Origin of the sequence: Lachnoclostridium sp. MSJ-17 (assembly GCF_018918205.1) — a bacterium.
Lineage (GTDB): Bacteria > Bacillota > Clostridia > Oscillospirales > Acutalibacteraceae > Ruminococcoides.
Window position 1 is genome coordinate 1 of sequence record NZ_JAHLQB010000110.1, and the last position, 20367, is coordinate 20367.

22 protein-coding genes and 1 pseudogene are annotated in these 20367 nt (G+C 41.9%); 13 read left to right on the top strand and 10 right to left on the bottom strand.

Annotated elements, in window-relative coordinates; translation table 11 throughout:
- A partial coding sequence (istA, locus tag KQI64_RS08980) for an IS21 family transposase (protein WP_216524366.1) occupies positions 1–1133 on the bottom strand: 1133 nt, incomplete at its 3' end.
- A gap of 150 nt (positions 1134–1283) precedes the next feature.
- Here istA (KQI64_RS08980) and KQI64_RS10660 point away from each other — a divergent pair.
- The 5 genes from KQI64_RS10660 (at position 1284) to KQI64_RS09005 (ending at position 6813) form a co-directional block, all read left to right on the top strand.
- On the top strand, positions 1284–3413 hold the full coding sequence (locus tag KQI64_RS10660; protein ID WP_216524368.1) for an SbcC/MukB-like Walker B domain-containing protein: 2130 nt from the start codon (positions 1284–1286) through the stop codon (positions 3411–3413).
- Positions 3406–4623, top strand: a complete 1218-nt coding sequence (locus KQI64_RS08990) for a Wadjet anti-phage system protein JetD domain-containing protein (protein ID WP_216524369.1) — start codon at positions 3406–3408, stop codon at positions 4621–4623. The genes KQI64_RS10660 and KQI64_RS08990 overlap by 8 nt, the downstream gene beginning before the upstream one ends.
- 53 nt (positions 4624–4676) lie before the next feature.
- Positions 4677–4871, top strand: coding sequence for a hypothetical protein (locus KQI64_RS08995; RefSeq protein WP_216524371.1), 195 nt, complete (start codon positions 4677–4679; stop codon positions 4869–4871).
- Between the two features lie 191 nt (positions 4872–5062).
- Positions 5063–6286: a nucleotidyltransferase family protein gene (locus tag KQI64_RS09000; protein ID WP_216524373.1), complete on the top strand. Its 1224-nt coding sequence runs from the start codon at positions 5063–5065 to the stop codon at positions 6284–6286.
- A 32-nt stretch (positions 6287–6318) separates the two neighbouring features.
- Complete coding sequence (locus KQI64_RS09005; RefSeq protein ID WP_216524374.1) at positions 6319–6813, top strand: VanZ family protein; 495 nt, start codon at positions 6319–6321, stop codon at positions 6811–6813.
- 143 nt (positions 6814–6956) lie between these two features.
- Here KQI64_RS09005 and KQI64_RS09010 read toward each other — a convergent pair whose 3' ends face one another.
- Positions 6957–8630, bottom strand: coding sequence for a hypothetical protein (locus KQI64_RS09010; RefSeq protein ID WP_216524376.1), 1674 nt, complete (start codon positions 8628–8630; stop codon positions 6957–6959).
- Positions 8631–8938: 308 nt separating this feature from the next.
- Here KQI64_RS09010 and KQI64_RS09015 point away from each other — a divergent pair, with 308 nt between their 5' ends.
- The gene (locus KQI64_RS09015) at positions 8939–9166 is read left to right on the top strand and encodes a hypothetical protein (RefSeq protein WP_216524378.1); all 228 of its coding nucleotides are present in this window, start codon (positions 8939–8941) and stop codon (positions 9164–9166) included.
- Positions 9167–9486: 320 nt separating this feature from the next.
- Here the strand turns inward: KQI64_RS09015 and KQI64_RS09020 are convergent, their stop codons facing one another.
- The 5 genes from KQI64_RS09020 to KQI64_RS10550 all read right to left on the bottom strand — a co-directional run bounded on the left by KQI64_RS09020 (position 9487) and on the right by KQI64_RS10550 (position 11378).
- Positions 9487–9990, bottom strand: a complete 504-nt coding sequence (locus KQI64_RS09020; protein ID WP_216524379.1) for a hypothetical protein — start codon at positions 9988–9990, stop codon at positions 9487–9489.
- A 190-nt stretch (positions 9991–10180) separates the two neighbouring features.
- A complete protein-coding gene (locus KQI64_RS10450; protein WP_330623086.1) occupies positions 10181–10567 on the bottom strand; it encodes a DUF4143 domain-containing protein in 387 nt (128 codons plus the stop codon).
- Positions 10568–10969 carry a hypothetical protein gene (locus tag KQI64_RS10455; RefSeq protein ID WP_253289245.1) on the bottom strand — a complete coding sequence of 134 codons (402 nt, stop codon included), beginning with the start codon at positions 10967–10969 and terminating at the stop codon, positions 10568–10570.
- 82 nt (positions 10970–11051) lie between these two features.
- Positions 11052–11132, bottom strand: a complete 81-nt coding sequence (locus KQI64_RS10700) for a hypothetical protein (RefSeq protein ID WP_253289253.1) — start codon at positions 11130–11132, stop codon at positions 11052–11054.
- Between the two features lie 111 nt (positions 11133–11243).
- On the bottom strand, positions 11244–11378 hold the full coding sequence (locus KQI64_RS10550) for a hypothetical protein (RefSeq protein WP_301282431.1): 135 nt from the start codon (positions 11376–11378) through the stop codon (positions 11244–11246).
- Positions 11379–11655: 277 nt separating this feature from the next.
- Here KQI64_RS10550 and KQI64_RS10465 point away from each other — a divergent pair, with 277 nt between their 5' ends.
- The 3 genes from KQI64_RS10465 to istB all read left to right on the top strand — a co-directional run bounded on the left by KQI64_RS10465 (position 11656) and on the right by istB (position 13924).
- Positions 11656–11862, top strand: a complete 207-nt coding sequence (locus KQI64_RS10465; protein ID WP_253289246.1) for a hypothetical protein — start codon at positions 11656–11658, stop codon at positions 11860–11862.
- Positions 11859–13082, top strand: a complete 1224-nt coding sequence (istA, locus tag KQI64_RS09030; RefSeq protein ID WP_330623084.1) for an IS21 family transposase — start codon at positions 11859–11861, stop codon at positions 13080–13082. Before KQI64_RS10465 ends, istA (KQI64_RS09030) begins: the two co-directional genes overlap by 4 nt.
- 104 nt (positions 13083–13186) lie before the next feature.
- A complete protein-coding gene (istB, locus tag KQI64_RS09035; RefSeq protein ID WP_216524380.1) occupies positions 13187–13924 on the top strand; it encodes an IS21-like element helper ATPase IstB in 738 nt (245 codons plus the stop codon).
- 239 nt (positions 13925–14163) lie between these two features.
- Here the strand turns inward: istB and KQI64_RS09040 are convergent, their stop codons facing one another.
- From KQI64_RS09040 to KQI64_RS09050, 3 genes are read right to left on the bottom strand one after another with little or no spacing between them, the layout of a single operon-like run.
- Positions 14164–15093: a hypothetical protein gene (locus KQI64_RS09040; RefSeq protein WP_216524381.1), complete on the bottom strand. Its 930-nt coding sequence runs from the start codon at positions 15091–15093 to the stop codon at positions 14164–14166.
- On the bottom strand, positions 15090–16946 hold the full coding sequence (locus KQI64_RS09045) for an AAA family ATPase (protein WP_216524387.1): 1857 nt from the start codon (positions 16944–16946) through the stop codon (positions 15090–15092). The genes KQI64_RS09040 and KQI64_RS09045 overlap by 4 nt, the downstream gene beginning before the upstream one ends.
- 32 nt (positions 16947–16978) lie before the next feature.
- Positions 16979–17449, bottom strand: coding sequence for a helix-turn-helix domain-containing protein (locus KQI64_RS09050; RefSeq protein WP_253289247.1), 471 nt, complete (start codon positions 17447–17449; stop codon positions 16979–16981).
- Positions 17450–18129: 680 nt separating this feature from the next.
- On the opposite strand from KQI64_RS09050, the gene KQI64_RS09055 reads away from it, so the two are divergent.
- From KQI64_RS09055 to KQI64_RS10555, 4 genes and pseudogenes are all read left to right on the top strand, one after another.
- Positions 18130–18795: a helix-turn-helix domain-containing protein gene (locus tag KQI64_RS09055; protein WP_216524392.1), complete on the top strand. Its 666-nt coding sequence runs from the start codon at positions 18130–18132 to the stop codon at positions 18793–18795.
- 283 nt (positions 18796–19078) lie between these two features.
- Positions 19079–19510: pseudogene (locus tag KQI64_RS10470) on the top strand (SNF2-related protein); the annotation flags it as partial.
- Between the two features lie 104 nt (positions 19511–19614).
- A complete protein-coding gene (locus tag KQI64_RS10475) occupies positions 19615–20247 on the top strand; it encodes a DEAD/DEAH box helicase (protein ID WP_253289248.1) in 633 nt (210 codons plus the stop codon).
- Positions 20223–20357: a hypothetical protein gene (locus KQI64_RS10555; RefSeq protein WP_301282432.1), complete on the top strand. Its 135-nt coding sequence runs from the start codon at positions 20223–20225 to the stop codon at positions 20355–20357. The genes KQI64_RS10475 and KQI64_RS10555 overlap by 25 nt, the downstream gene beginning before the upstream one ends.
- The last annotated feature ends 10 nt before the right edge of the window (positions 20358–20367 follow it).

A 20367-nucleotide genomic window follows, 5' to 3' on the forward strand; every position in this document is an offset into this window, starting at 1 on the left:
ACATGAGCCGCGACCTTTGTCTGCTTGTAGAACACCTCCACAATATGCTTGGTAAGCCGCACGTCGACCTTTTCTCCGATCAAATCAAACGGAACGGAGTATTTGTTGACGCCGTCGCTTACCAGATAATCATAGCCGACCTTTGGGTGAACCCAAACGGAAGGCTCGTATGTATACAGAGGAAGGGGCTTGAGAAACTCCTTCTCCTCCTGTTCGAACGCTGTCAGACGACAACCGGGACGTTTTTTGAACGGACGTCGGTTCAGTTCCTCCAACTTTTCCGCCACTGCTTGCATTGCTTCGCCAAGGGTGAAAAACCTGCGGTTACGAAGAGAGGCAGTGATCCAAGTGGATACAAATCGGACGGAGCCTTCTGCTGCGGGTTTGTCATCGGGCTTGCCGACTCTTGCGGGAACGATCGCGACGTTGTAATGCTCCGCCAACTCCTGATAGCTTTTGTTTAATATGGTTTCGTAACGGGTATTCTTGCTGACTGCAGTCCGGCAGTTATCCGGAATCAGCAAACGCGGAATGCCGCCGAAGTAGTTGAATGCGTGAACATGACAGAGCAGCCAGTTATCTGTCTTCATGTCGCCGCAAACCTCGGCGTAGGTATACCAGCTGCACGGTAATACGGCGACAAATATGTAAGCCGGTTCCACCTCTCCGGTAATTGAATCGGTGATGTAGAGTGGGTCTCCTGCCCAATCCACCTGAACTGCGTCGCCGGGCTTATGTGTGATGCGCATGGTCGCTTTCGTAACGCGTGCCCAACGGCGGTATTTCTCACAGAACTGCGTGTACATATATGGAATCCCGCCCGAACCGCGAACCTTGACACAGTATTCCTCCCACAGAAGCGTGAGCGTAACGCCTTTCTTTGCAAGCTCTTTGTGGATCTCAGAAAAATACGGTTGCGTGTAAGGACACGCCAAAGCGTACTTTCCCGGGAAAAGAAGCTCCTGAATCATCTCGTTGGTAACGTCGTCACCCAACGGCCAGGAGATTCCGGCAGCTTTAGCAGATTTGATTATGTCAGCAACAGTGTCCCGGGAACTTTGAACTTGTTGTGCTATACTGCGCTGACTTGTTCCGAGGCTATGGAGCCTCAGAATTTCACGGTAGTTAGCCATATGGCCACCTCCAAAACAATAGTCACACAATGATGTGTGCCATGTTTATTATACTCGTGGCCTTCGCTTCCGTGAAGATGGCCTTCGACTCCGTGCCGCTGGCCTTATTTTCGCGTGCAAGCGGCCTTATCGGAACGGAATATACAAAAAGTGGCAGAAGCCGCCGACAATGTGCTTCCGTCAGTCATTCGACAGTTGGAAAGCCTTAAAGAAACCTCGACTTATTTGTTAGGCAAGCTACAGGAAAACCTGGATCAATCCGATGAAAAGCTCCGCGCCTTGTGTGAGGAAAAAGAAAGCCTTGAAAAAGGCAGATTCCAATTTCCGAAAAATGCGATTGACTTAAAACAGGCGATTATTTCACAAATCAAAGCTAAAACAGGGGAAAACGCGGAGGTTGTGCTGGTTGCTGAGGCGGCGGAAATTCGCAACGACCGTTGGCGCAACGCGATTGAGGGATATTTGAATACGCAAAAATTCTATATCATCGTGCCGCCGCGGTTTGTTCGTCTTGCAATCCGTGTTTTTGACCGAATTAAACGCGATAAGGCGGTTTATGACACAGGTGTTGTCGATATCGAGAAAATACTAGACAAACATTATCAGGCGGAAGCAAACAGTTTGGCGACGGAGATAGACACGGATAATCAATACGTCCGCGCTTATCTCGACTATTTACTCGGCAGGGTGATGAAATGCGACAATTCCGAGTACATCAGGGATTATCCGATTTCGATTACCGACGAGGGACTGTTATATAAAAACTATGTAGTCCGCGCACTGAATCCTAAGCTATGGCGCAATCCGGCGATTGGTCAAAACGCTATTGCGCTTCGGCTTGAAGAAATAAAATACGAAATCGCAGCAGAGAAAAGCGTCATCGAAACCTGTTCTTCGCTTAAAATCGGTGCTGAGGCATGCAAGAAATTGGATTCTTACAGTCAAAATGACGCGGAGCGTTTTGTGAATACTGCGGAGCATGTACTCGGCTGTGAAAAGTATCAGGATGAAATTACAGCTTTGGAGCAGGAACGTGATACTTTAGACACGGGCAACCTGTTTCTTCTGCGTGAAAAAGTTGAAGAAAAAAAGCGGGAAGCGGATGAAGCCGAACGCGAATGCGGAAAACTCCGTGAGCAGTCAGGCGTTGTCAAAGGCGGTTTGGACGTGCTGCGTGAGGATTCCATACCGAAATCTGAGCGAGAGGTTCACGAAAAGCAGCGGATTTTACAGGAAAGCTTTGAATCTGAATGGGTAGAGGAATATGGAGAACCTCGCTATACGCTGGAGTTGTCCAAGCGTGAGCAGGCATTGCAAATCGCCGAAGCATTTCCGCGCGAGAAAAGCCGTGCGGCGAACGCTGTAAAACGATATCGCGAAGATTTGGTTAGTCTGCGTACCAAATATAATACTGACTATAAAATGGGCTACGATGTCAATTCCAAGGATAACGACAAGTTTGCCGAAGCGCTGCGTATTATTAATGAGAACACGCTTCCCGATTATCTTACGCGTATTGATGATACCAAGAAAAAGGCTATGGAGGAATTTCAGGAAGATTTCCTCAGCAAGCTGAGCGACAAAATCCGTTCTGTCAAGCGCGAAATCAAGGAACTGAACTACGCGATTTCCTCCGCTTCCTTTGGCGAGGATACCTACCGCTTTACAGTCGAGGCGAATAAAGAGTATGAGCGGTATTATAAAATGATAACCGATGAAATGCTGATGGGCGGCTATTCGTTGATGACAAACCAGTTTAACGAGAAATACCGCGAGGAAATCAGCGAGCTGTTCTCTGTTATGACAGACGAGGGTAATTCTTCGCTCGACCAGAGCGAATATGAAAAACGAGTTTGCCTGTTTACCGATTATCGAACCTACCTCACTTTTGACATAGAGGTCACCAACAAAGAGGGGGAGAAGCAGCGTTTGTCACGCACGATCGATAAAAAATCCGGCGGCGAAACGCAAACGCCGTTTTATATCGCGGTTCTAGCGTCCATTGCTCAGTTGTACCGCATGGGTCGCGACAAGAAGGCAAACACTGCAAGACTGATTATCTTTGACGAGGCATTCTCCAAAATGGACGGTGAGCGCATTGAAAAGAGCATTTATCTTCTCCGAAAAATAGGCTTTCAGGTAATACTTTCCACGCCGACAGAAAAAGCCGGAGACATTGCGCCATGGGTGGATCGAATTTTGTTGGTGCTTCGCAGCGGCAAAACATCGCAGGTAACGTATTTTGACAAGGAAAGGGTCGGGGAGTTGATTAATGAATAAGCGTTGGCGCATAGAAATCCTGAATCAGCTCCTTGATAAATACGAGCGGACAATCGCCTACAAAAATGGAGAACAGCCCGACAGAAGAATCATGCTGCAATTCTATGGCGCGTCGAAATCCGATTTTCCGGTTTATGATATCGACAATCACTTTGTCAGAACAGAAGTCAATGATACCGTGATTTCCATGCAAAAGCAAGGACTTATAGACTTTGATTGGTTCCGCGGTGAAGAGAACCATATCATCAAACGTCTGTGGCTGAATATGGAGCATATCGACGACGCGTATCAGGCGGCAGGCAGACAATCGGCAAAGATACTCGCGTTTGCAGTTATCCGTGAATTAGAGCAGGAAATTGAAATGGTCAACACCGAATGGATCATTTCATATTACAGTGAAACCAAGGAATATATTCAGGCAAAATTTCAATTTGGCAGCCGCATTTCAGCTGATGAAAAAGAGCGTCGTAACTTGTACCATATGCTGCGTTTTATTGACGGTAATTCCTTTACATCACTGACTGAGCGTGTATTTTCGGAGAAGTGCTTTGGAGACTCCAAGTTTTTTGAAACGAAAATGAAGTCAGCGCTGCTGTCTATCATGAGAAAGTACGTCAGCCGAGAAATGGCAGATGCAGAGCTGCTGCAATCAATCGGTGTGTCGCGCTATCCCGAACCGCTTGAAATGCGAGGAAATATTCTTGTGAACGGGAATAATATGGGCGTGTTTGAAAGCGGGTTCTGTATTTATTCCAACGATATAGAAGCAGTGAATATATCTTTTCCAAACACAGTCACCAAAATACTGACGATAGAAAACCGCGCGAATTATTTTGCTTATCAGCAAGCCGATGATGAACTGGTGATTTATCACGGCGGTCAGTACAGCCCTGCCAAGAAAAAGCTTTTTGAGAAAATTGCTGCCGCCATGCCTGAAAACTGCGTCTGGTATCATTGGGGAGATATCGACCTCGGCGGATTCAGTATGCTGCTGCGGTTAAGAAAAGAGATCTTGCCGTCGGTTTATCCCTACCGCATGAACAGAAATGAACTGATTACATTTCAAACCTTCACGCAGTTGTTTCCAAAAGATTACGCGGAAAAGCTGCGGAAACTATCGGAGCAGGAACTGCTCTCCGATTGCCGCGAATGCATCGACTACATGCTAAAACATCAAATAAAGCTTGAACAAGAAGCAATGCTGACATAAAGCGACAAACAAAACATCCCGATTAGCGTACAATCATCATCAGAGGTGATTGCATGAATCGGGACGATTTTTTGTTTTTGTTAAATTCCAATCAGTGGTCAAATGCCGCGTGTCTGGGCTACGTCATTAAAGCCTGTAAAGCACTTGATTATTCCGAAAAAGAAATATCTGAGCTTCTTGAAACCCTAAATACCATGTTTTCCAATTTCACAATAGAGCAAGCAGAGGAAGAATACCGGGATTATTAATAATATTCCTAAAAATTCAGTCTACGCTTTACAACTGCACCTGAATATTTCTCTTCCATTTGAAGTGTTTTAATCAGCGAGAGCATCACCCAAAATCTTGACTGATCCCTCATAATATGGTATCATTATTTTGTTATATAATTAAAAAATAAGAAAACATCTGAAATCAGAGTTTGACTTAGGAGAGAGCAATGGACTCCATTCAGGAACAACTCCTTGCAGTTGTGCGATATCAGCTTTTCGGCGGGGCAAAGCCAAAAATAAATAATGAAGATCTTTCTGACATTCTGAAAGAAGCCAAAGCACAGACGGTTTTTTCGACCGTCTTTTCGCTTTTGCAGGAAAATCTTAAGAATTTTTCTACAAAGGAGTTTTTGCATTGTCAGGAATCATTTTTCGCAAATGTGATGACAAACACAAATAACTTTATGGAGCATGCTCAGCTTCATAAGCTGATGACAGAGCGCGGGATTCCTTACGTCACGATAAAGGGGTTAGCTTCGGCATACTATTATCCCGATCTGTCATTGCGTGATATGGGCGACGTCGATTTTCTTGTATATGAAAAGAACTTTGAAATGGCAAAACAAGCGGTTCTGAGCGCAGGATTTGCGGTTGACCACGGCGGTGACGACGATGATATCCATATTGCCTTTAAGCGCGAGCTGTTAAGTATTTGGGAGCAGCATCGCTGCGTCAACGGTGTTCCCAACGGTTTTGTCGGCGAGCTGATAAGAAAAGAAACGGACCGTACGATCGAAACATCAGAATTGGTCGAGCTTGACGGCGCGGTGTGCAGGATCCCCGATAAGCTTCATCACGGCTTGATAATGCTGCTGCATATGGTATCTCACATGACAAGCGAAGGAATAGGCTTGCGGCATTTGTGCGACTGGGCGGTATTTGCAAACAGTATTGAAAACGATGAATTTGTCAAGCTGTTTAAGGATAAGCTTTCTCAATTCGGTTTGTGGAAATTTGCGCAGACAATGACGGCTGTTTCTGAAAAGTATCTCGGCTCTGACCACAAACAGTGGGCTGAGAATCCTGACTTGGAAGGTAATTATCTTGAAGGCGTCATAACGGATATTTTGAACGGCGGCAACTTCGGAAAGAAGGATATGAACCGATACCGGGAGATAAAGTACATCTCCAATCGAAATGAGAGAACGGTTGATGACAAAGGCGTCGTTGCACAGGCTGTCAATACTCTGAATAAAAAAGTCTACAACGATCACGCCTTTATTGACAGGCACAAAGTATTTCTTCCGGTTGGCTGGATAGCTGAGGGCGGCAAATACATTGGCCTTTTGGTTTCCGGCAAGCGCAAAACCCAGGGAACCTCAGCCATGCTGAAAGAGGCTTCTAAGCGAAAGGATATTTATAGTAAAATGAAATTATTTGAGGTAAAATGAGAAGTTTGTTCCACGATTTCTACGTTCAGCCGATGAACACAGTTTACATAGAAACGGTAGCGATGTACTTGATTTGGACTGTCGCTATGCTTTTGCTGAGGGGAAAAGCAAGGAAAATCGTCAGCATTGCAGGTTTATGTATGGCGGCAGCTTTGATTATCGCGTTTACCTTATTTGGAAGAAAAAGCGGCAACAACCACGATATCAGCCTGATTCCGTTTATATCCTTTGTGAACGCCAAAGTGCAGCCGGAGTTTTATCGCTCTATGTTTATGAATGTGTTGCTTTTTATGCCGTTTGGATTAAGCATGCCGTTTGCTTTGCCGAATAGGTTTAAGCATAAAGCTTTGTTAAGCATATTTTTTGGAGCAATTCTCTCCATGACGGTTGAAGCCTGCCAATATATCTTTTTTCTCGGAAGATGCGAAACAGACGACGTAATCATGAATACGCTCGGTGTGGCGATTGGTGTTACATCATTATTAATATTTCGAATAGTAATTAAGATTAAACTTGCAAAAAAATAGAACTACAAAATCACACCCTTTCACTGAAGGGTGTGATTTTGCGTCTTGGAATCATGCAAGCGGTTTGTCCATTATTTCCTTTATCATTGAATTTGTTAAAGCTTTTTTAACAGGCGTTTCTCCTTCACTGATAAAGATTAGAATCAATTTTTTCCCGGTGTCATCAATGTGTTCGCGCAAAAGGGTTTGCGCAACAATATACGCAAAACGGAAAATATTGCTATGCATTTGTTTTTGTCACGTATTGTTTTGTATTCAGGAGTTGTCTTCAAACTGATGCAGAACGGTTTAATGGTTTTAGTGATGTTTTCTGTTTCGAAAATATCGTCACTATCGTTTTTCGAAATTACAGTATTGCTTCTATAATTAAGAATGAGAGGGAAAACAACCTGATAAACAGTGCCGCTATAAACTTTGTTATTCTTGTGTGTATAATTGCCGTTTGCCAGTCGATACATATATCCTTCGTTAATGTTTTGGCTGTTTGGAGTTGATATTATGAATGAGACATAATTGTTAAAGACTGTACGTCGAAAAAAGCGAAGGCCGTAATGTTCCGTCAAATCCTCTTCGCTCTCTGGATTCGATTCAAAAAGTTCTATTAAACTGTTTGCGGCTTTATATTGATGTGTTCGATTGTAATGGTCGATCATTCCTGAGATGCCCCGACCGTCAAAAGCACTGTCTATAAAACAAAATTCCAAATGCAAGTCTGTATCTTTTGAAAAATTGTGCGGAGAGTAACGTTGTGCGAGTGTTTGAAGATCTCTGATTTGCTTTTCTTCCTCTTTCAAATCATTTTCTTTATTTTTTCCATATACCCGTAGATAGAAATATCCGTTATGAATACATGAATGAAAGCACGAGTTCTCAATCAGTTGATATAATCCTTCGCCAAAGGATATGGCTCTGTTAGCTGTTGTTTCCATAACAGGCTTAAACAGATCTTGCTTTTGTGTGTCAGGATGGATTAGTTCTTTCTTTATTAACAGGAAGCGTAGAAGAATTGACCAAATATAGAGAGATAATAAAGGTAGATCCTTTACAGTGTCATTGAAATAGTCAAAGAGTTTGTTTGCCAACTCTTCCTTTTGCTGTTTGGAAAGTTTGTTTTCTCTGTTTCCTGAGAGATTTCCCAGCATATATATTATGTTTGACATAATAAATTTGCATAAAATCAAATTGATATTATCATTTTGATGAACCTCAAACAGTTCGCTCCATATAATACATTTATCTGTTTGATGAAGTGTTAAAATATTATTATTTGTTTTCAGAAATCTTTGGCTAACCAGATCTTCGTGTGAAGAAATAATATTATTGAGCTTTTCAATAGTAGCTATATCGTTTTTTCTGTAGATAATCGAACTGATTAAAATAGGTTTAAGCTGAAATAATAGGTCAAATGATATTTGCGGTTCATATAAATGCTGATAGCAAAAGCTACCTTCTCTGTTTGTTACTGCAATTACCGGCTGTATTTTTCCAAAACGGGCTTGATGCTCTAACTTTTTGCCGTTAATTGTAATAGTCAAGCCTTCCCTGATGATGCTTTGGACGCATAAAAAATGACTGACAGCATTTATTAATTCCGTCGTTTGGTTATCAATTACAATATTAATACTGCATTTCCACCTTAATATTCTTGCCGAGTCAACAATCGGAAAAGAATATATTAAGTTTTCCGGATTGTTTTTTACATAAACTTCTATTTGTAAATTCTTTTCTTCAGAAGTGTGGTTATTCAGTAAGCCATTTTCAATCTCATTTTTTAAGTTTTTCCACTCGTCGGGATTATTGTTTATTGTTATGGTCATGGATTACGCCTCCTTTTTTATTATTTTAGCACTATTTGAAAATGAAATAAATGTGAGCAAATGTAAAAAAACAAGGTGAGTATTTGTGCAAAATGCATGGGTGATTTGGGATACCTTTAATAAAATAAGTAATTTGAAAGCGGAAAATCCCGTGATTTCCTCTAATGGTGATTATCTTTGTGAGGTATCTTTTATCAAGTGGAGTTGCATTCAGCGGTAAGATAATATATTTGTACGGAATAATTATCTTTTGAAATTGTAAAATTGTCAGCGCAAAGAGTTGACGCATAGGTGAAAAAGGAGACAAAATGAAAAATAATCTGGCAAATTACAATACTTTTGCAGAAGCGTTGGAGAAAGAGGTGTTAGCTAAAGTAAATCGCGCAGAACACGCGCAAAAAAGCAACAGGTTCGGTACAGAAAATGCACCGAACCTGTTTGAATTTTTCCCGAAAGTCTTAAAAGCACAAAAAGGCGTCCAAATCTTTCAGCGCTTCAAGGAGTTCTTCATCATTCTCCTGCTCAATATACCGTGAAAGACGGTTCATGTCAGCGTCTGACGGGATTTTTGCCGTATAAGACATCTTTACCATTTTGTTGAGGAATTTGCTTTTTGGCGTATCGTGCGAAAAGCAGTAGTTTTCGATGACGATTCGTGAGTATTCATCCATAATTATTTTCACTCCTAAAATGCAGAAAGTCAGCGTGCGGTTGAAGGAAGCGGCATACTGCGTTTGTTTGTAGTATAACTTTTCAGTTATCCGTTTGAAGCAGCCATTCTATCAGATTGATTTAATGCCATCGTAGGTTTCGGAATATTATAATCATTATCTGCCAACAGCTTTGTTGGCTTAAGTTAACCGTCATGCTCAAAATATGATGATTCTATTCTTAGCTCATACTTTTGTTGCTTTTTATCACTATGTATAACAATCATAAAACCTGCTTCGTAACAAAAACGGTAGCGGTAATTGACAAGATTTCTTAATCTTTCTTTATCCGGTTCTAAATTCAGTCGTTTATAATCCTTTTTCATCTCGATGCATATTAAATTATCAAACCCGTTTTCCTCGTCGAATCCTCGTTTATGAACGATTAAATCCACAACGATTTTCTTGTTTTTCAGGGTTTTAGGATCGGATTCGATTGCTTCATTCCCTCTATTATATTCGACGTCAACTGTGTATTCGCCAAAATGAAATTTGCTCAACTCGTTTTCCAGATATCGAGAAAACCGTGCACAAATGCACCGTTCACTTAAATCTCTTGAAATCAGGTATTGTTCTGATTTATTAAACTTTTCTATAGCTTTCACTACAAGTCGCTCACATCTGATTTGCCTGTCATTTGGTTTTTCCATTCTGCTCTCCTTTTCCGGGCGGTACCCCAATAGAACATTGAATACAATCAATTATACATTCGCAACATCCAAATCGACTTTCAAATCACTTGTCAAAGATTCCTGCTGAAAAAACATTGACAGATACCACGGAAAATAAGTTATCTTGCCGTCGGAAATAATGTTTTCCTTACAGAAGACGATTGCAGTTTCAAGCCCACCATTCTTTGATTTCAAGAAGATTATTAAGCGCTTTATGGTTTTTGAAATCATTCCCGGATTTTATTTCAACGGGAATAACTGATTTGCCTTGTTGTATGATAAAGTCGATTTCTCCGATTTTCTTTTTATTGTAGTAGCGAAGCTTAAAATGATTGGCGGTAAAGATTTGGGCAAAGATGTTTTCGAGAATACTGCCCATATTGACAGATAAGTCATCTTGAAGGATATCGAATTGAATATTTCCAAGCGACATGGCACAAAGCAAGCCTGTATCGCAGAGAAATAGTTTGAATAGATTGCTTTGCGTGTTCAGTTCAAGCGGAAGCTTTGGTTCGGTGATGTTGTAGCAGGGAAGAGTAACGCCTGCATCGGACAGTCAATTGAAGCTGGATTCATATCGGAGCATACGCGCGGTAATCTTGATATCCGATAGCATAAAACGACGATTTTTATCGTTTAGCTCTGCAGGAATCATGTCAAAGATCGTTTTGATTTTTTTCTGACCGGATGAAGAATACTTGATAATATCCTGCCTGTAAAGTGAAATAAGATTGTTTTGAACGTTGAGAACTTCGGCGATGCTCTGGGTTTCTACAAATTTTTCAACCGCCGCAGGCATACCGCCGACAATAATGTAATAACGAAACAGCTTTAGCATCGATTGATGAACGGACTCTGTAACAGGAACAATATTTTCATAACACTTTTTCAGATAGACGATCGTATCGGAGCACAGTCCGTTGGCAATGGCAAACTCCTCAAAATCGAGCGGATACATTGTATATATCTCCTCATATCCAATAGGATAGGATTTGACCGTCTTATAGTTGACGCCGAGCAGCGAGCCCGATTCAATATAGTCAAATCGACTTGATTGCCGTTCGTGCCTCGGGACATTCCTGTATTTCATCCAGAAATATCAAGGTGTTCCCTGCGCTCATGGCTTTTCTCGTATAAGCAGTTAAATTGATAATGATTGTTTCGGCACTTAAATCCCCGCTGAAAATTTTTGTTGCCTCGGGATTTGTGATGAAATTGATCTCAATATAATTTTAATAATTCTTTTTGCCGAACTTTCTGACAATATAGGTTTTGCCGGTTTGTCTTGCACCTGTAATCAGCAATGCTTTTTTGTCTTTGCTGGATTTCCAGTTAAGCATGTAGTCATAAGCTTTTCTATATAACATAAGCTTACCTCTACATAATAGTATAACAAAATACATAACTATAATCAAGAAAATGTAACGAAATTCCGAAAAAATACCTATAAAGTGTAACGTAATTACATGATAAGATAAAGATAATTGTAACGTATTTCCAAGAAAATTGTAAGCAGTAAAATAAAGTGTACCAATTCTCGCCTGTAAAAACGTACTGGTTCTCGCCAATAAGTGTACCAACTTTCGCCACAAAGTGTACCACTGTGATATACTGATAGCAGTAAAACCACAGGTGGTGCTGAAAGTGAAAGGAATCGATATGTACACACAAATACAACAGCTGAAAGCGCTGAAATACAGTCAGCGCAGCGCGGCAGAGGTGCTCGGTATTCACCGCGACACGGTGCGTCGGTATTGGAATATGAGCATCGAGGATTACGAGGCTGAGGTCGCAAAGATACGAAAAATATCCATGCTCGACGAGTTCAAGACCGTGATACTGAGACCGTGATACTGAGCTGGATAAAGGCGAATCCCCGCATATCCTCGGCTCAAATCTGCGATTGGCTTAAGGAGGATTACCCGGGCGATTTCAAGGAGCGCACCGTAAGCCGTTATGTCAATCGCCTGAGATCAGACTACAACCTTCCGCGCGTGATTAATCCCCGGGAATTTACCGCCGTGGAAGAGCTTCCTCCCGGGCAGCAAATGCAGGTCGACTTCGGGGAGATGTATATGCCGCGCGCTGAAGGCGGTAGAATCAAAGTGCGGTTCGCCGCATTCGTTCTCAGTCACTCCCGCTACAAGTTCGTATGGTTTCAAAGCAGACCGTTTTGCACCGTCGATCTGATCACGGCTCTGAGGGAGTGCTTCAAATATATCGGAGGCATGCCCCGTGAGCTTGTATTCGATCAGGACAGTATCGTCTGTGTTTCCGAGAATAACGGCGATATCATCTACACAACAGAGTTCGAAAAATTCCGTCAGGAATGCGGGTTCAGGGTATATATGTGCCGCGGCGCCGATCCTCAGACAAAGGGCAAGATCGAGAATGTCGTCAGATACGTCAAGCACGGCTTTGTTGAGAACCGCATTTATCCGTACGACGACAGCACGCTGAACGCGCTTGCTGTCGCGTGGCTGGAAAGAACAGCTAACGTCAAAGTTCATGGTACGACAAGACGGATACCCGCAGAGGTGTTTGCCGAGGAGAGGGAGCATTTGCTTCCAATACCAATCTTTGAAGATCGAAACAGCGCAAAAATGCTGCGTACTGTCAGAAAGGATAATACCATCCTGTATAACGGAAACCGCTATTCCGTTCCTGTCGGGACATATACGCACCAAAAAGAGGTTTGCCTTGAGACCGAGGGTTCGATCTTGAAAATATATACAACGACGTCGGATCTGATCTGCGAACACACCATATCCGAGAGTAAGGGACTTCTCATCAAAAACCGATCTCACGAGCGCGATACGCAAGGTCCTGTCAACGGGCTTAAGGAGAAACTCAAGGAAAAATTAGGACATTCGGCAGACGAGTACATCGACAAGCTGTATGCGGAGAAAAAGCGCTATGCACGCGATCAGTTTAAGCTGATATTCACAATGATGGATTTGTACGGAACGGAAAAAGTGCTGAATGCCATCAGCTTTTGCGAAAGAAACCGGCTTTACAGCGCGAGCCCGATAAAGGATTTTCTCGAAAGCAAATCACCGGTACAAAAATAGGAGCCGGAGAAAATTCCGCCGAATATCCCGGTAGACAAGCCCGTTTACCACACCCGGGTCGCCAAGCGTTCGCTTGAAATCTATGCAAAGGCAGGTGAACACTGATGATTACGGCTTCGGAAAGAATCGATTCGCTTGCGGCTTCAATGCGATTGGCTAAAATTGATTTGAACGGGATATTCCTTGACAAAAATGATGTTACTCTCTGCTGTGCTATTGAGCTTTATCTGGAAAAGCAGCTGCAAATGAGGGTAGAAAAGCAAAATCTTCTTCGCAGGAAGAAAGCAAATCTGCCGTTTGAAAAGACGCTGGATGGATTCGATTTCGGCTTTCAAAGAAGTGTGACAAAGGAGCAAATGCTCAGATTGGCGGATATGACATGGCTCGAGCAGGCTTACAACATCTGCTTTCTCGGACCGCCGGGAATCGGAAAAACACATCTTGCCGCGGCCTTGGTATCGCAGGCTCTGAACCTTGGGTATGCGGCGTATTTCACAACGCTGGACGCATTGATGATGCTTCTGAAAACAGAGGAAATTTCCGGCAAAAGCAGAGGAGCGCTGAAATATATGCGCAAAGCTGCGCTGGTTACGATCGATGAAGTCGGCTTTATGCCGCTGTCCAAAGACGAAGCGAATCTGTTTTTCAGATTCGTCTCGGAGATGTCAGAAAAGACCTCCTTGATCATTACGTCAAACAAGGGTTTTGATGAATGGGCTGACTTCCTTGGCGACGCAACCATCACCACCGCCATTCTCGACAGACTCATTCATCACTGCGAAATCATCAACATGTCGGGCGATTCCTACCGCCTGACACACAGAAAATCTATCCTCGGCTGAGTGGTACAGTTTGTGGCGAAAAACACCGGTACACTTTGTGGCGAATTTTGGTATGTTTTACTTGACTTTTTACATAGGCGTTTGTTTCATCTTTGCGTGGACAAAATCACTCGAAATCATTGCATCAAAAAGCATATTTGGTATAATATCCGCTGGTTTGCAATATCTAATTTTTTGAACTACTATAAACCATTCCCCTAAATTAAATAATCTTGATTTTGAGGAATGAAATGAGCGCCTTACTCTTTTTTTAGATTATCATAATAGTGAGCTACATCTTTTCTGAGCTTGACATGCAGCTCGTGATACTTTGCATTTTCATCCGGTGTGTCAAAGAGTGAACGCAGTATTTTGTCTTGCATTTCTTGAGGTAAGTCGTGGAGCAATTCAGGGCTGAATTGCTGTTTGTTTTTTAGAATATCTCGGACTTTGTTTTTAGTGTGTTCGTATCGTTCTTCAAGGTGTAATACGCTGACGTTCTTTTTCATCTCACCTTTTGCATGGAACTTTACCACACATTGATCAGGACTGATAGACTCAAAATTAATTCCAACGGGGATTTCTGGATATAAATATGTTTTTATTTCTATTTCTTCCTCGTATGGGCACATTCCTATATCATTTGATCTCTTTATATGATTACAATTTTTTCCACTGGGTATAAGGTTATAGTAAGACATCGCCAGTAAAGGGGAAGCTGACTTTGGAAAAAAATGATCCAGTTCTGCTGTTCTAACAATATTAGCACCATCGTTGTTGATTATAACATCGATGTATTCATCTTCACAGTATGGACAAACACAAATATTTAGATTTTTTAGAAAATTGTACGCGTTATATGTTTTTTCGGTATTCAAATAAACATTTGGCCCATTTGAAAAATAGTCAGAATAAATATCTTTGAATATGTTACTGGATTTCAAAATACGATTATAGTTTCTTGTCCATTCTCTCAGCGTATTGAAATCGGAAAGAATAAAATTTTTCAGCCACTTTTGCTCAATAGCGGGTGAACCATTTTGATAATCACCGCTGATGTCAGGCAATTTCGAAATGGTAGAGTACAAATCACCGAGGCGATTTTTGAAATTATAATCCAGCCGACTGCATAGGGCGGCAAAAAAAGTGTTTTCTGCATTATTATCGCGAATATTTCTGAGTTGTATCATTCAAACATCTCCAAAATTATCTCAAACCCTTTTCTGATAATTGAATCACCGATTGATGGTACACATTCTTTGATCAAGAAAAGCTTTTCTTTTTCTTCTTGACTAAGAGAATCTGCATTAGGCAATGCTTCTTGTAGCCAATCCATCATGCTTTGCAGTGTGACGCGGGCGTATTCTCCAATTGTATAATCCAAAAAGAAGCTGTCAGCCATTATTGTATGTATATTTGCGCCGAAATACGGCTTTTCCGAGCCGTTAACAATTTCGCAGTATCCGTTTGCTAGACATTTTAACCGTGTGACTTGCGAAGGCAAAATATCTGAAAGAATAAATGGTGAATGTGTACTGATAATAACTTGAATGCTTTTTGCGGTTTGTTTCTCATCATGTTCATGAAACAATCTATTGATATTGTTAATAAAGCACCTGCATAGTTCAGGATGCATATATATTTCAGGTTCGTCAAGTGTGTAAATAACATCGTGCGATTTAGTGCCGACTTGTACGTCAAAACAGCTTTTCTCAATACTACCGAAGATTCTTGCAAGCTGGTGTTCACCTGAACTGATGCATGTAAGTTTATATGGGAGCAATTCTGTTTCGAATAGTCCTGCATCAGAAGGAATATCATACTGTTCCATGTTTAAGAACAATTTATCTGTCAACTGATAGTTTTTATTTGAGAACATTTCGTTTATCGGCAAGGTGAAAGTGTCGCTGGTGAAATACTTCTTATTATACTTCTTGAGTGTATTGCTGATTTGATAAATACATCTTGCGGTACGTAATAGTGGGGTTGAGGTGTCCTTGCCTGTTCTGTTATCGATATATGCCGCAAGCCATAGAATACGGAATTCGATAGGCATTTTTTTGTAATCAGGCAGAGTGTCCGGTTGAACAAAAAATGATTTACCAATCCGTATTCTTTTTGCTTTTCTCGGTTTGCTTTCATCTGCTGCAATAGAAGGATTGTTTTGCAAAAAAGATTTATTACGTGCAATGGTGCCTCTGAGATACAGAGCAAAGTCAATCATCAAATCATTGATAAAGCATTCCTTTTTTGAAATGACATTTTTTGAGTCATCCGGATTATCCAGCATTTCGCTAAGGTAATGCTTTTTGTACGAATAATAATCGTGATTAATAAGCTTCTCCGGCAGAAAATCATCCATATCTTTCGACCAGTTCTGACTGTGAATAATTAAGGATGTATTCTTCTTTAAACTGTCATCTGAAAATGAGTCGATATATTTTTTTAGATATTTGCACACAAAGAATAAATCTGCATTTTGATATGGAGCATTAACTCTGGCAAGGAAAAACGGATTAACGTCATATTGCTGATTCCTTTTTTCCGAGTAAATCGGATTGGAAAACGAGTTTTTGTCATAACCGTTAAAAATCACAGTGGAATCTTTTAATTCAGAGAAATGGTATGCATTATTGCTTTCGTCAGTGAAAAATGAGTAACTGCAGGCTCCGCCGTTAAGAGAATGAAGTTGACTGCCTTCAAGGTATTTCAGAGGAAAATTGATCAGTTCAATAGCATATTCATTGCTTTGCTTGTGGTATATAAGACAATAGCTTGTTCCGCTCTCTACCAAGAGGCGGTTTGGAAAATTCATTCCGATTATTTGCAGTAGATTTGTTTTTCCTGAACCCGTTTTTCCTACAACGATGTGCAAGTTTTGCAAATTCCCGTTATTAATCAGTGTAGAAGTTACTGAATCACAAGAATTTGTAGATATATGTAAACCTTTACTGTCTATTTTAACAGAGTATTCGTGAGAAAAAACGACCTCTTGTTTTTTTATGTTTTTATATTTGTTGATATAGCAGTAGATCAGTTTCATTTCTTTTTTACCTCACATTTTTCTAAAATCAGCTAGAGATATCCGTTGATTTTTTCCAGCCAGTGAAATGGATTTGTTTTTGACAAGGCAATCTCAGAAAGGACTTTACCATTTAGATTGAGATTGTCAAGAAATGTTTTCATGACGGCTTTCACAGTCGATTCCTCCAAATGATTATGAGCAGCGGCAGAAACAAACGCCATAACTTCTGAAATCCGTTTGCGTTCAATATCCGAAAGGCTGTCCAAATCCAATAAAGCAGCTGCGATTTCCAATAGATATGTACTATCGTTTCTGTTTCTGATTTCGTATTCCATAACAGCCCTGACAGCGATATACTGTGTTTGGGCCATCTTGGTTTTCTTGTTTTCCAAATTGCTGATGGTCTGTTTAGTAACACCGATTTTGTCGCCCAATACAGCGGCCGACCAGCCAAACAGCTTGCGAAGCACAGGTAAATGCTCCTGCAAAAAATCAATCCTTGATTGTGTCATCTCATTCATTTGAATCACCAAGAATAATGTAACATAAAAGCTATTATAAGTCAAATAATTTGACTGCATCAAAATATTTGACGCAATTTTTAGCGAAAACCGGACTGCTAATTATTTCCGGCTGAAAAAAATCAGTAGTTATGCGGGTTTTCGGCTTTTTCTAATGAACTATTTGTGGTGCCACCTTGACAACAGCACCAAATAATGTGCCATGCAAAATCTGCTAAAAAAGGCTATTATTTCCATTTTTCGCAAGAAGAATAGTTTTCTGATGGATAATAAGTTGGATCAAAATAATAAGCGCGAACAGGTAGTAATGCTGAATGAGTCACAAACAAAACGTTCTGGATATAATGTATTCTTTTGTAAACGTCGTACCCACCACCAGGGCAAGTATTTGTGTAAAATGCACGAGCGGTTTGGGACACCTTTGATTAAATAAGTGATAAGCAGGAACTCAATAAAGGCTCAAAATAATAATCGCACATTTAGTTGAGAAGCTTTAAATTCTAAAACTATTATATTTCTTGTTGCTGAATGCATATTTCTCAAAACAGCAAATATAGTTCCTGAACTATGAAATAAAGTTCCCAAAATGCGTTATATTTTCTCGCTTTTGATTATAATAATATTATGATGTGCGTTTCTATATGGATCTACTTAATATAACAGAGCATGGAGGATGAGATGTGAATAATATGATTACTGCTGAAGTAGCTGCGGAAAAATGGGGCGTCACCAAAAGAAGAGTAAATCAGCTTTGCAGTAGCGGGAAAATACCGGGTGCAATAAAAGAAGGACAATCGTGGGTTATCCCTGCAAACGCGCAGAGGCCTATTGATAAGCTTGATGAAATCAGCGATTGGTATGATGGTTACCGCTTTGGAGACACAGAAATATTTAATCCATGGTCGGTAATAAACTATTTTAGTCAGGGGTGTGCTCCGAGAGCATTCTGGCAGTCGACCGGGAGTAATGATATTATTTCCGAAGGCATAGAAAACGCCGATGAGGATATTTATTATCGATTGGAGAAATTATTGCAGGGCGGAAAATTTCCGGCACTGATTGATACAGGGGAAATTTATCCGCAGATAAAAAATAATCCCGCCACTATTTACAGTTTTTTGTTAGTGGCAGGTTATTTGAAAGCGAAAAACGCTGTGATTTCCTCTAACGGTGATTATGTTTGTGAGGTTTCTCTGCCAAATAAAGAGATAAGAACCGTATACAATAAAGAAATACTTCAAAAATTCAATAATTACGGCATACAATCATCAGCTGCATTGATTCAAGAGGCGATATATTCTAACGATACTAAAAAGCGAAAACAGCTTTACACAGTTTGCTCTTGAAATCGTCAAGTTGTTTTGATACAACCAAAGAATTGTTCTTTCACGGATTGCTTCTCGGAATATATGATACTGAAATGAAACGACGGGGAATTACAACCGTTATCAAGTATGGGGTTACGTTCAGCGGTAAGAATGTTGAGATTTGTACGGAATAAATATATTTGATGGGGTAGTCACAATAATCGAAATAATTAAAAATATTTCCAACTGGCCGAGGTGCATTACAATGACGCCTTGTTGTAGGAGATGACAGCGAAAGCCCTGTCAACCAAGGCATATTCCGATGCGGCGGAAGCAGCAGCCGAACGGTAGGGTGCTGCTGATCGTTCCCGCGTCCCTGCTCGGCAACTGGCAAAAGGAGGCGGCGCGGTTCACGCCCGCAATGCCGGTTGAAATCCTCCACGGCGCGCACGCTTCGCAGATGTCACAGCGCTTTGAAAAATCGGACGCGTTCTTGACCGTCACCACCTATCGCATGGCGATGAGCGTAGAAGCGCTGGAACAATCCGTCTGGGATTGCATCATTCTCGACGAGGTGCAGGCGATAAAAAATCCTGCGACAAAGCAGACGCGGCAAATCAAAAAGCTCAAAAGCCGCATGCGCATTGCGATGACCGGCACGCCGATCGAAAACGACCTGTCCAACCTCTGGTCGCTGTTCGACTTTTTGAACAAGGGACTGCTGGGCAGCATGACGGAGTTCAAAGTGTTTTGCCGCGGCTTGGAGCAGCGCCCCGAGGGCTACGCCAAGCTGAAAAGCATGATCGCGCCGTTCCTGCTCAGGCGTGTCAAAACCGATATAAGAAGATTATTTCCGACTTGCCCGACAAGCTGGAGCAGGTCGATTATGTCGCCCTCTCTGCCAAGCAGGCGGTGCTCTATCGCAAGCTGCTTGCTGAAACGGAGGACAGAATCAACAACACCGAAGGTATGCAGCGCAGAGGGCTGGTGCTGTCACTGCTGCTGCATTTAAAGCAGATTTGCAACCATCCCGACCAATACCTAGGCACCGAGGAATACAGCCCGGCGCAGAGCGGCAAGTTTGAAATGCTGCGGCAGCTGGCGCAGACTATTTCGGAAAAGCGTGAGCGCGTGCTGGTCTTTACGCAGTTCCGTGAGCTGACGGGGTATCTTGACGATTATCTGGCGGAAATTTTCGGTAGACGCGGCGGTGTAATCCACGGCGGCATTCCTGTCAAGGCGCGCAATGAGATCGTCGAGCGGTTCCAGAGCGAGGCGTATGTGCCGTATCTGGTGCTGTCCGTCAAGGCGGGCGGCACGGGCTTGAACCTGACGAACGCCAATCACGTTATCCATTTTGACCGCTGGTGGAATCCATCCGTTGAAAATCAGGCGACCGACCGCGCCTTCCGTATCGGTCAGGACAAAAATGTGATGGTGTGCATAAATTCGTCTGCAAGGGCTCGGTGGAGGAAAAAATCGACGCGCTGATCAATTCCAAAAAGGAGCTCGCCGAAAACGTCATCGGCGCGGGCGGCGAGAGCTGGATAACTGAAATGAATAACGACGAGCTGATGAATCTGCTCCGTCTGGAGGTGTAACAATGGCGCG

Coding starts and splice junctions, on each gene's coding strand:
- KQI64_RS08990 (WP_216524369.1), top strand. CDS start 3,406: ATGAATAAGCGTTGGCGCATAGAAATCCTGAATCAGCTCCTTGATAAA.
- KQI64_RS08995 (WP_216524371.1), top strand. CDS start 4,677: ATGAATCGGGACGATTTTTTGTTTTTGTTAAATTCCAATCAGTGGTCA.
- KQI64_RS09000 (WP_216524373.1), top strand. CDS start 5,063: ATGGACTCCATTCAGGAACAACTCCTTGCAGTTGTGCGATATCAGCTT.
- KQI64_RS09005 (WP_216524374.1), top strand. CDS start 6,319: ATGAACACAGTTTACATAGAAACGGTAGCGATGTACTTGATTTGGACT.
- KQI64_RS09010 (WP_216524376.1), bottom strand. CDS start 8,630: ATGACCATAACAATAAACAATAATCCCGACGAGTGGAAAAACTTAAAA.
- KQI64_RS09015 (WP_216524378.1), top strand. CDS start 8,939: ATGAAAAATAATCTGGCAAATTACAATACTTTTGCAGAAGCGTTGGAG.
- KQI64_RS09020 (WP_216524379.1), bottom strand. CDS start 9,990: ATGGAAAAACCAAATGACAGGCAAATCAGATGTGAGCGACTTGTAGTG.
- KQI64_RS10455 (WP_253289245.1), bottom strand. CDS start 10,969: ATGTATCCGCTCGATTTTGAGGAGTTTGCCATTGCCAACGGACTGTGC.
- KQI64_RS10700 (WP_253289253.1), bottom strand. CDS start 11,132: ATGAGCGCAGGGAACACCTTGATATTTCTGGATGAAATACAGGAATGT.
- KQI64_RS10550 (WP_301282431.1), bottom strand. CDS start 11,378: ATGTTATATAGAAAAGCTTATGACTACATGCTTAACTGGAAATCCAGC.
- istB (WP_216524380.1), top strand. CDS start 13,187: ATGATTACGGCTTCGGAAAGAATCGATTCGCTTGCGGCTTCAATGCGA.
- KQI64_RS09040 (WP_216524381.1), bottom strand. CDS start 15,093: ATGATACAACTCAGAAATATTCGCGATAATAATGCAGAAAACACTTTT.
- KQI64_RS09045 (WP_216524387.1), bottom strand. CDS start 16,946: ATGAAACTGATCTACTGCTATATCAACAAATATAAAAACATAAAAAAA.
- KQI64_RS09050 (WP_253289247.1), bottom strand. CDS start 17,449: ATGAATGAGATGACACAATCAAGGATTGATTTTTTGCAGGAGCATTTA.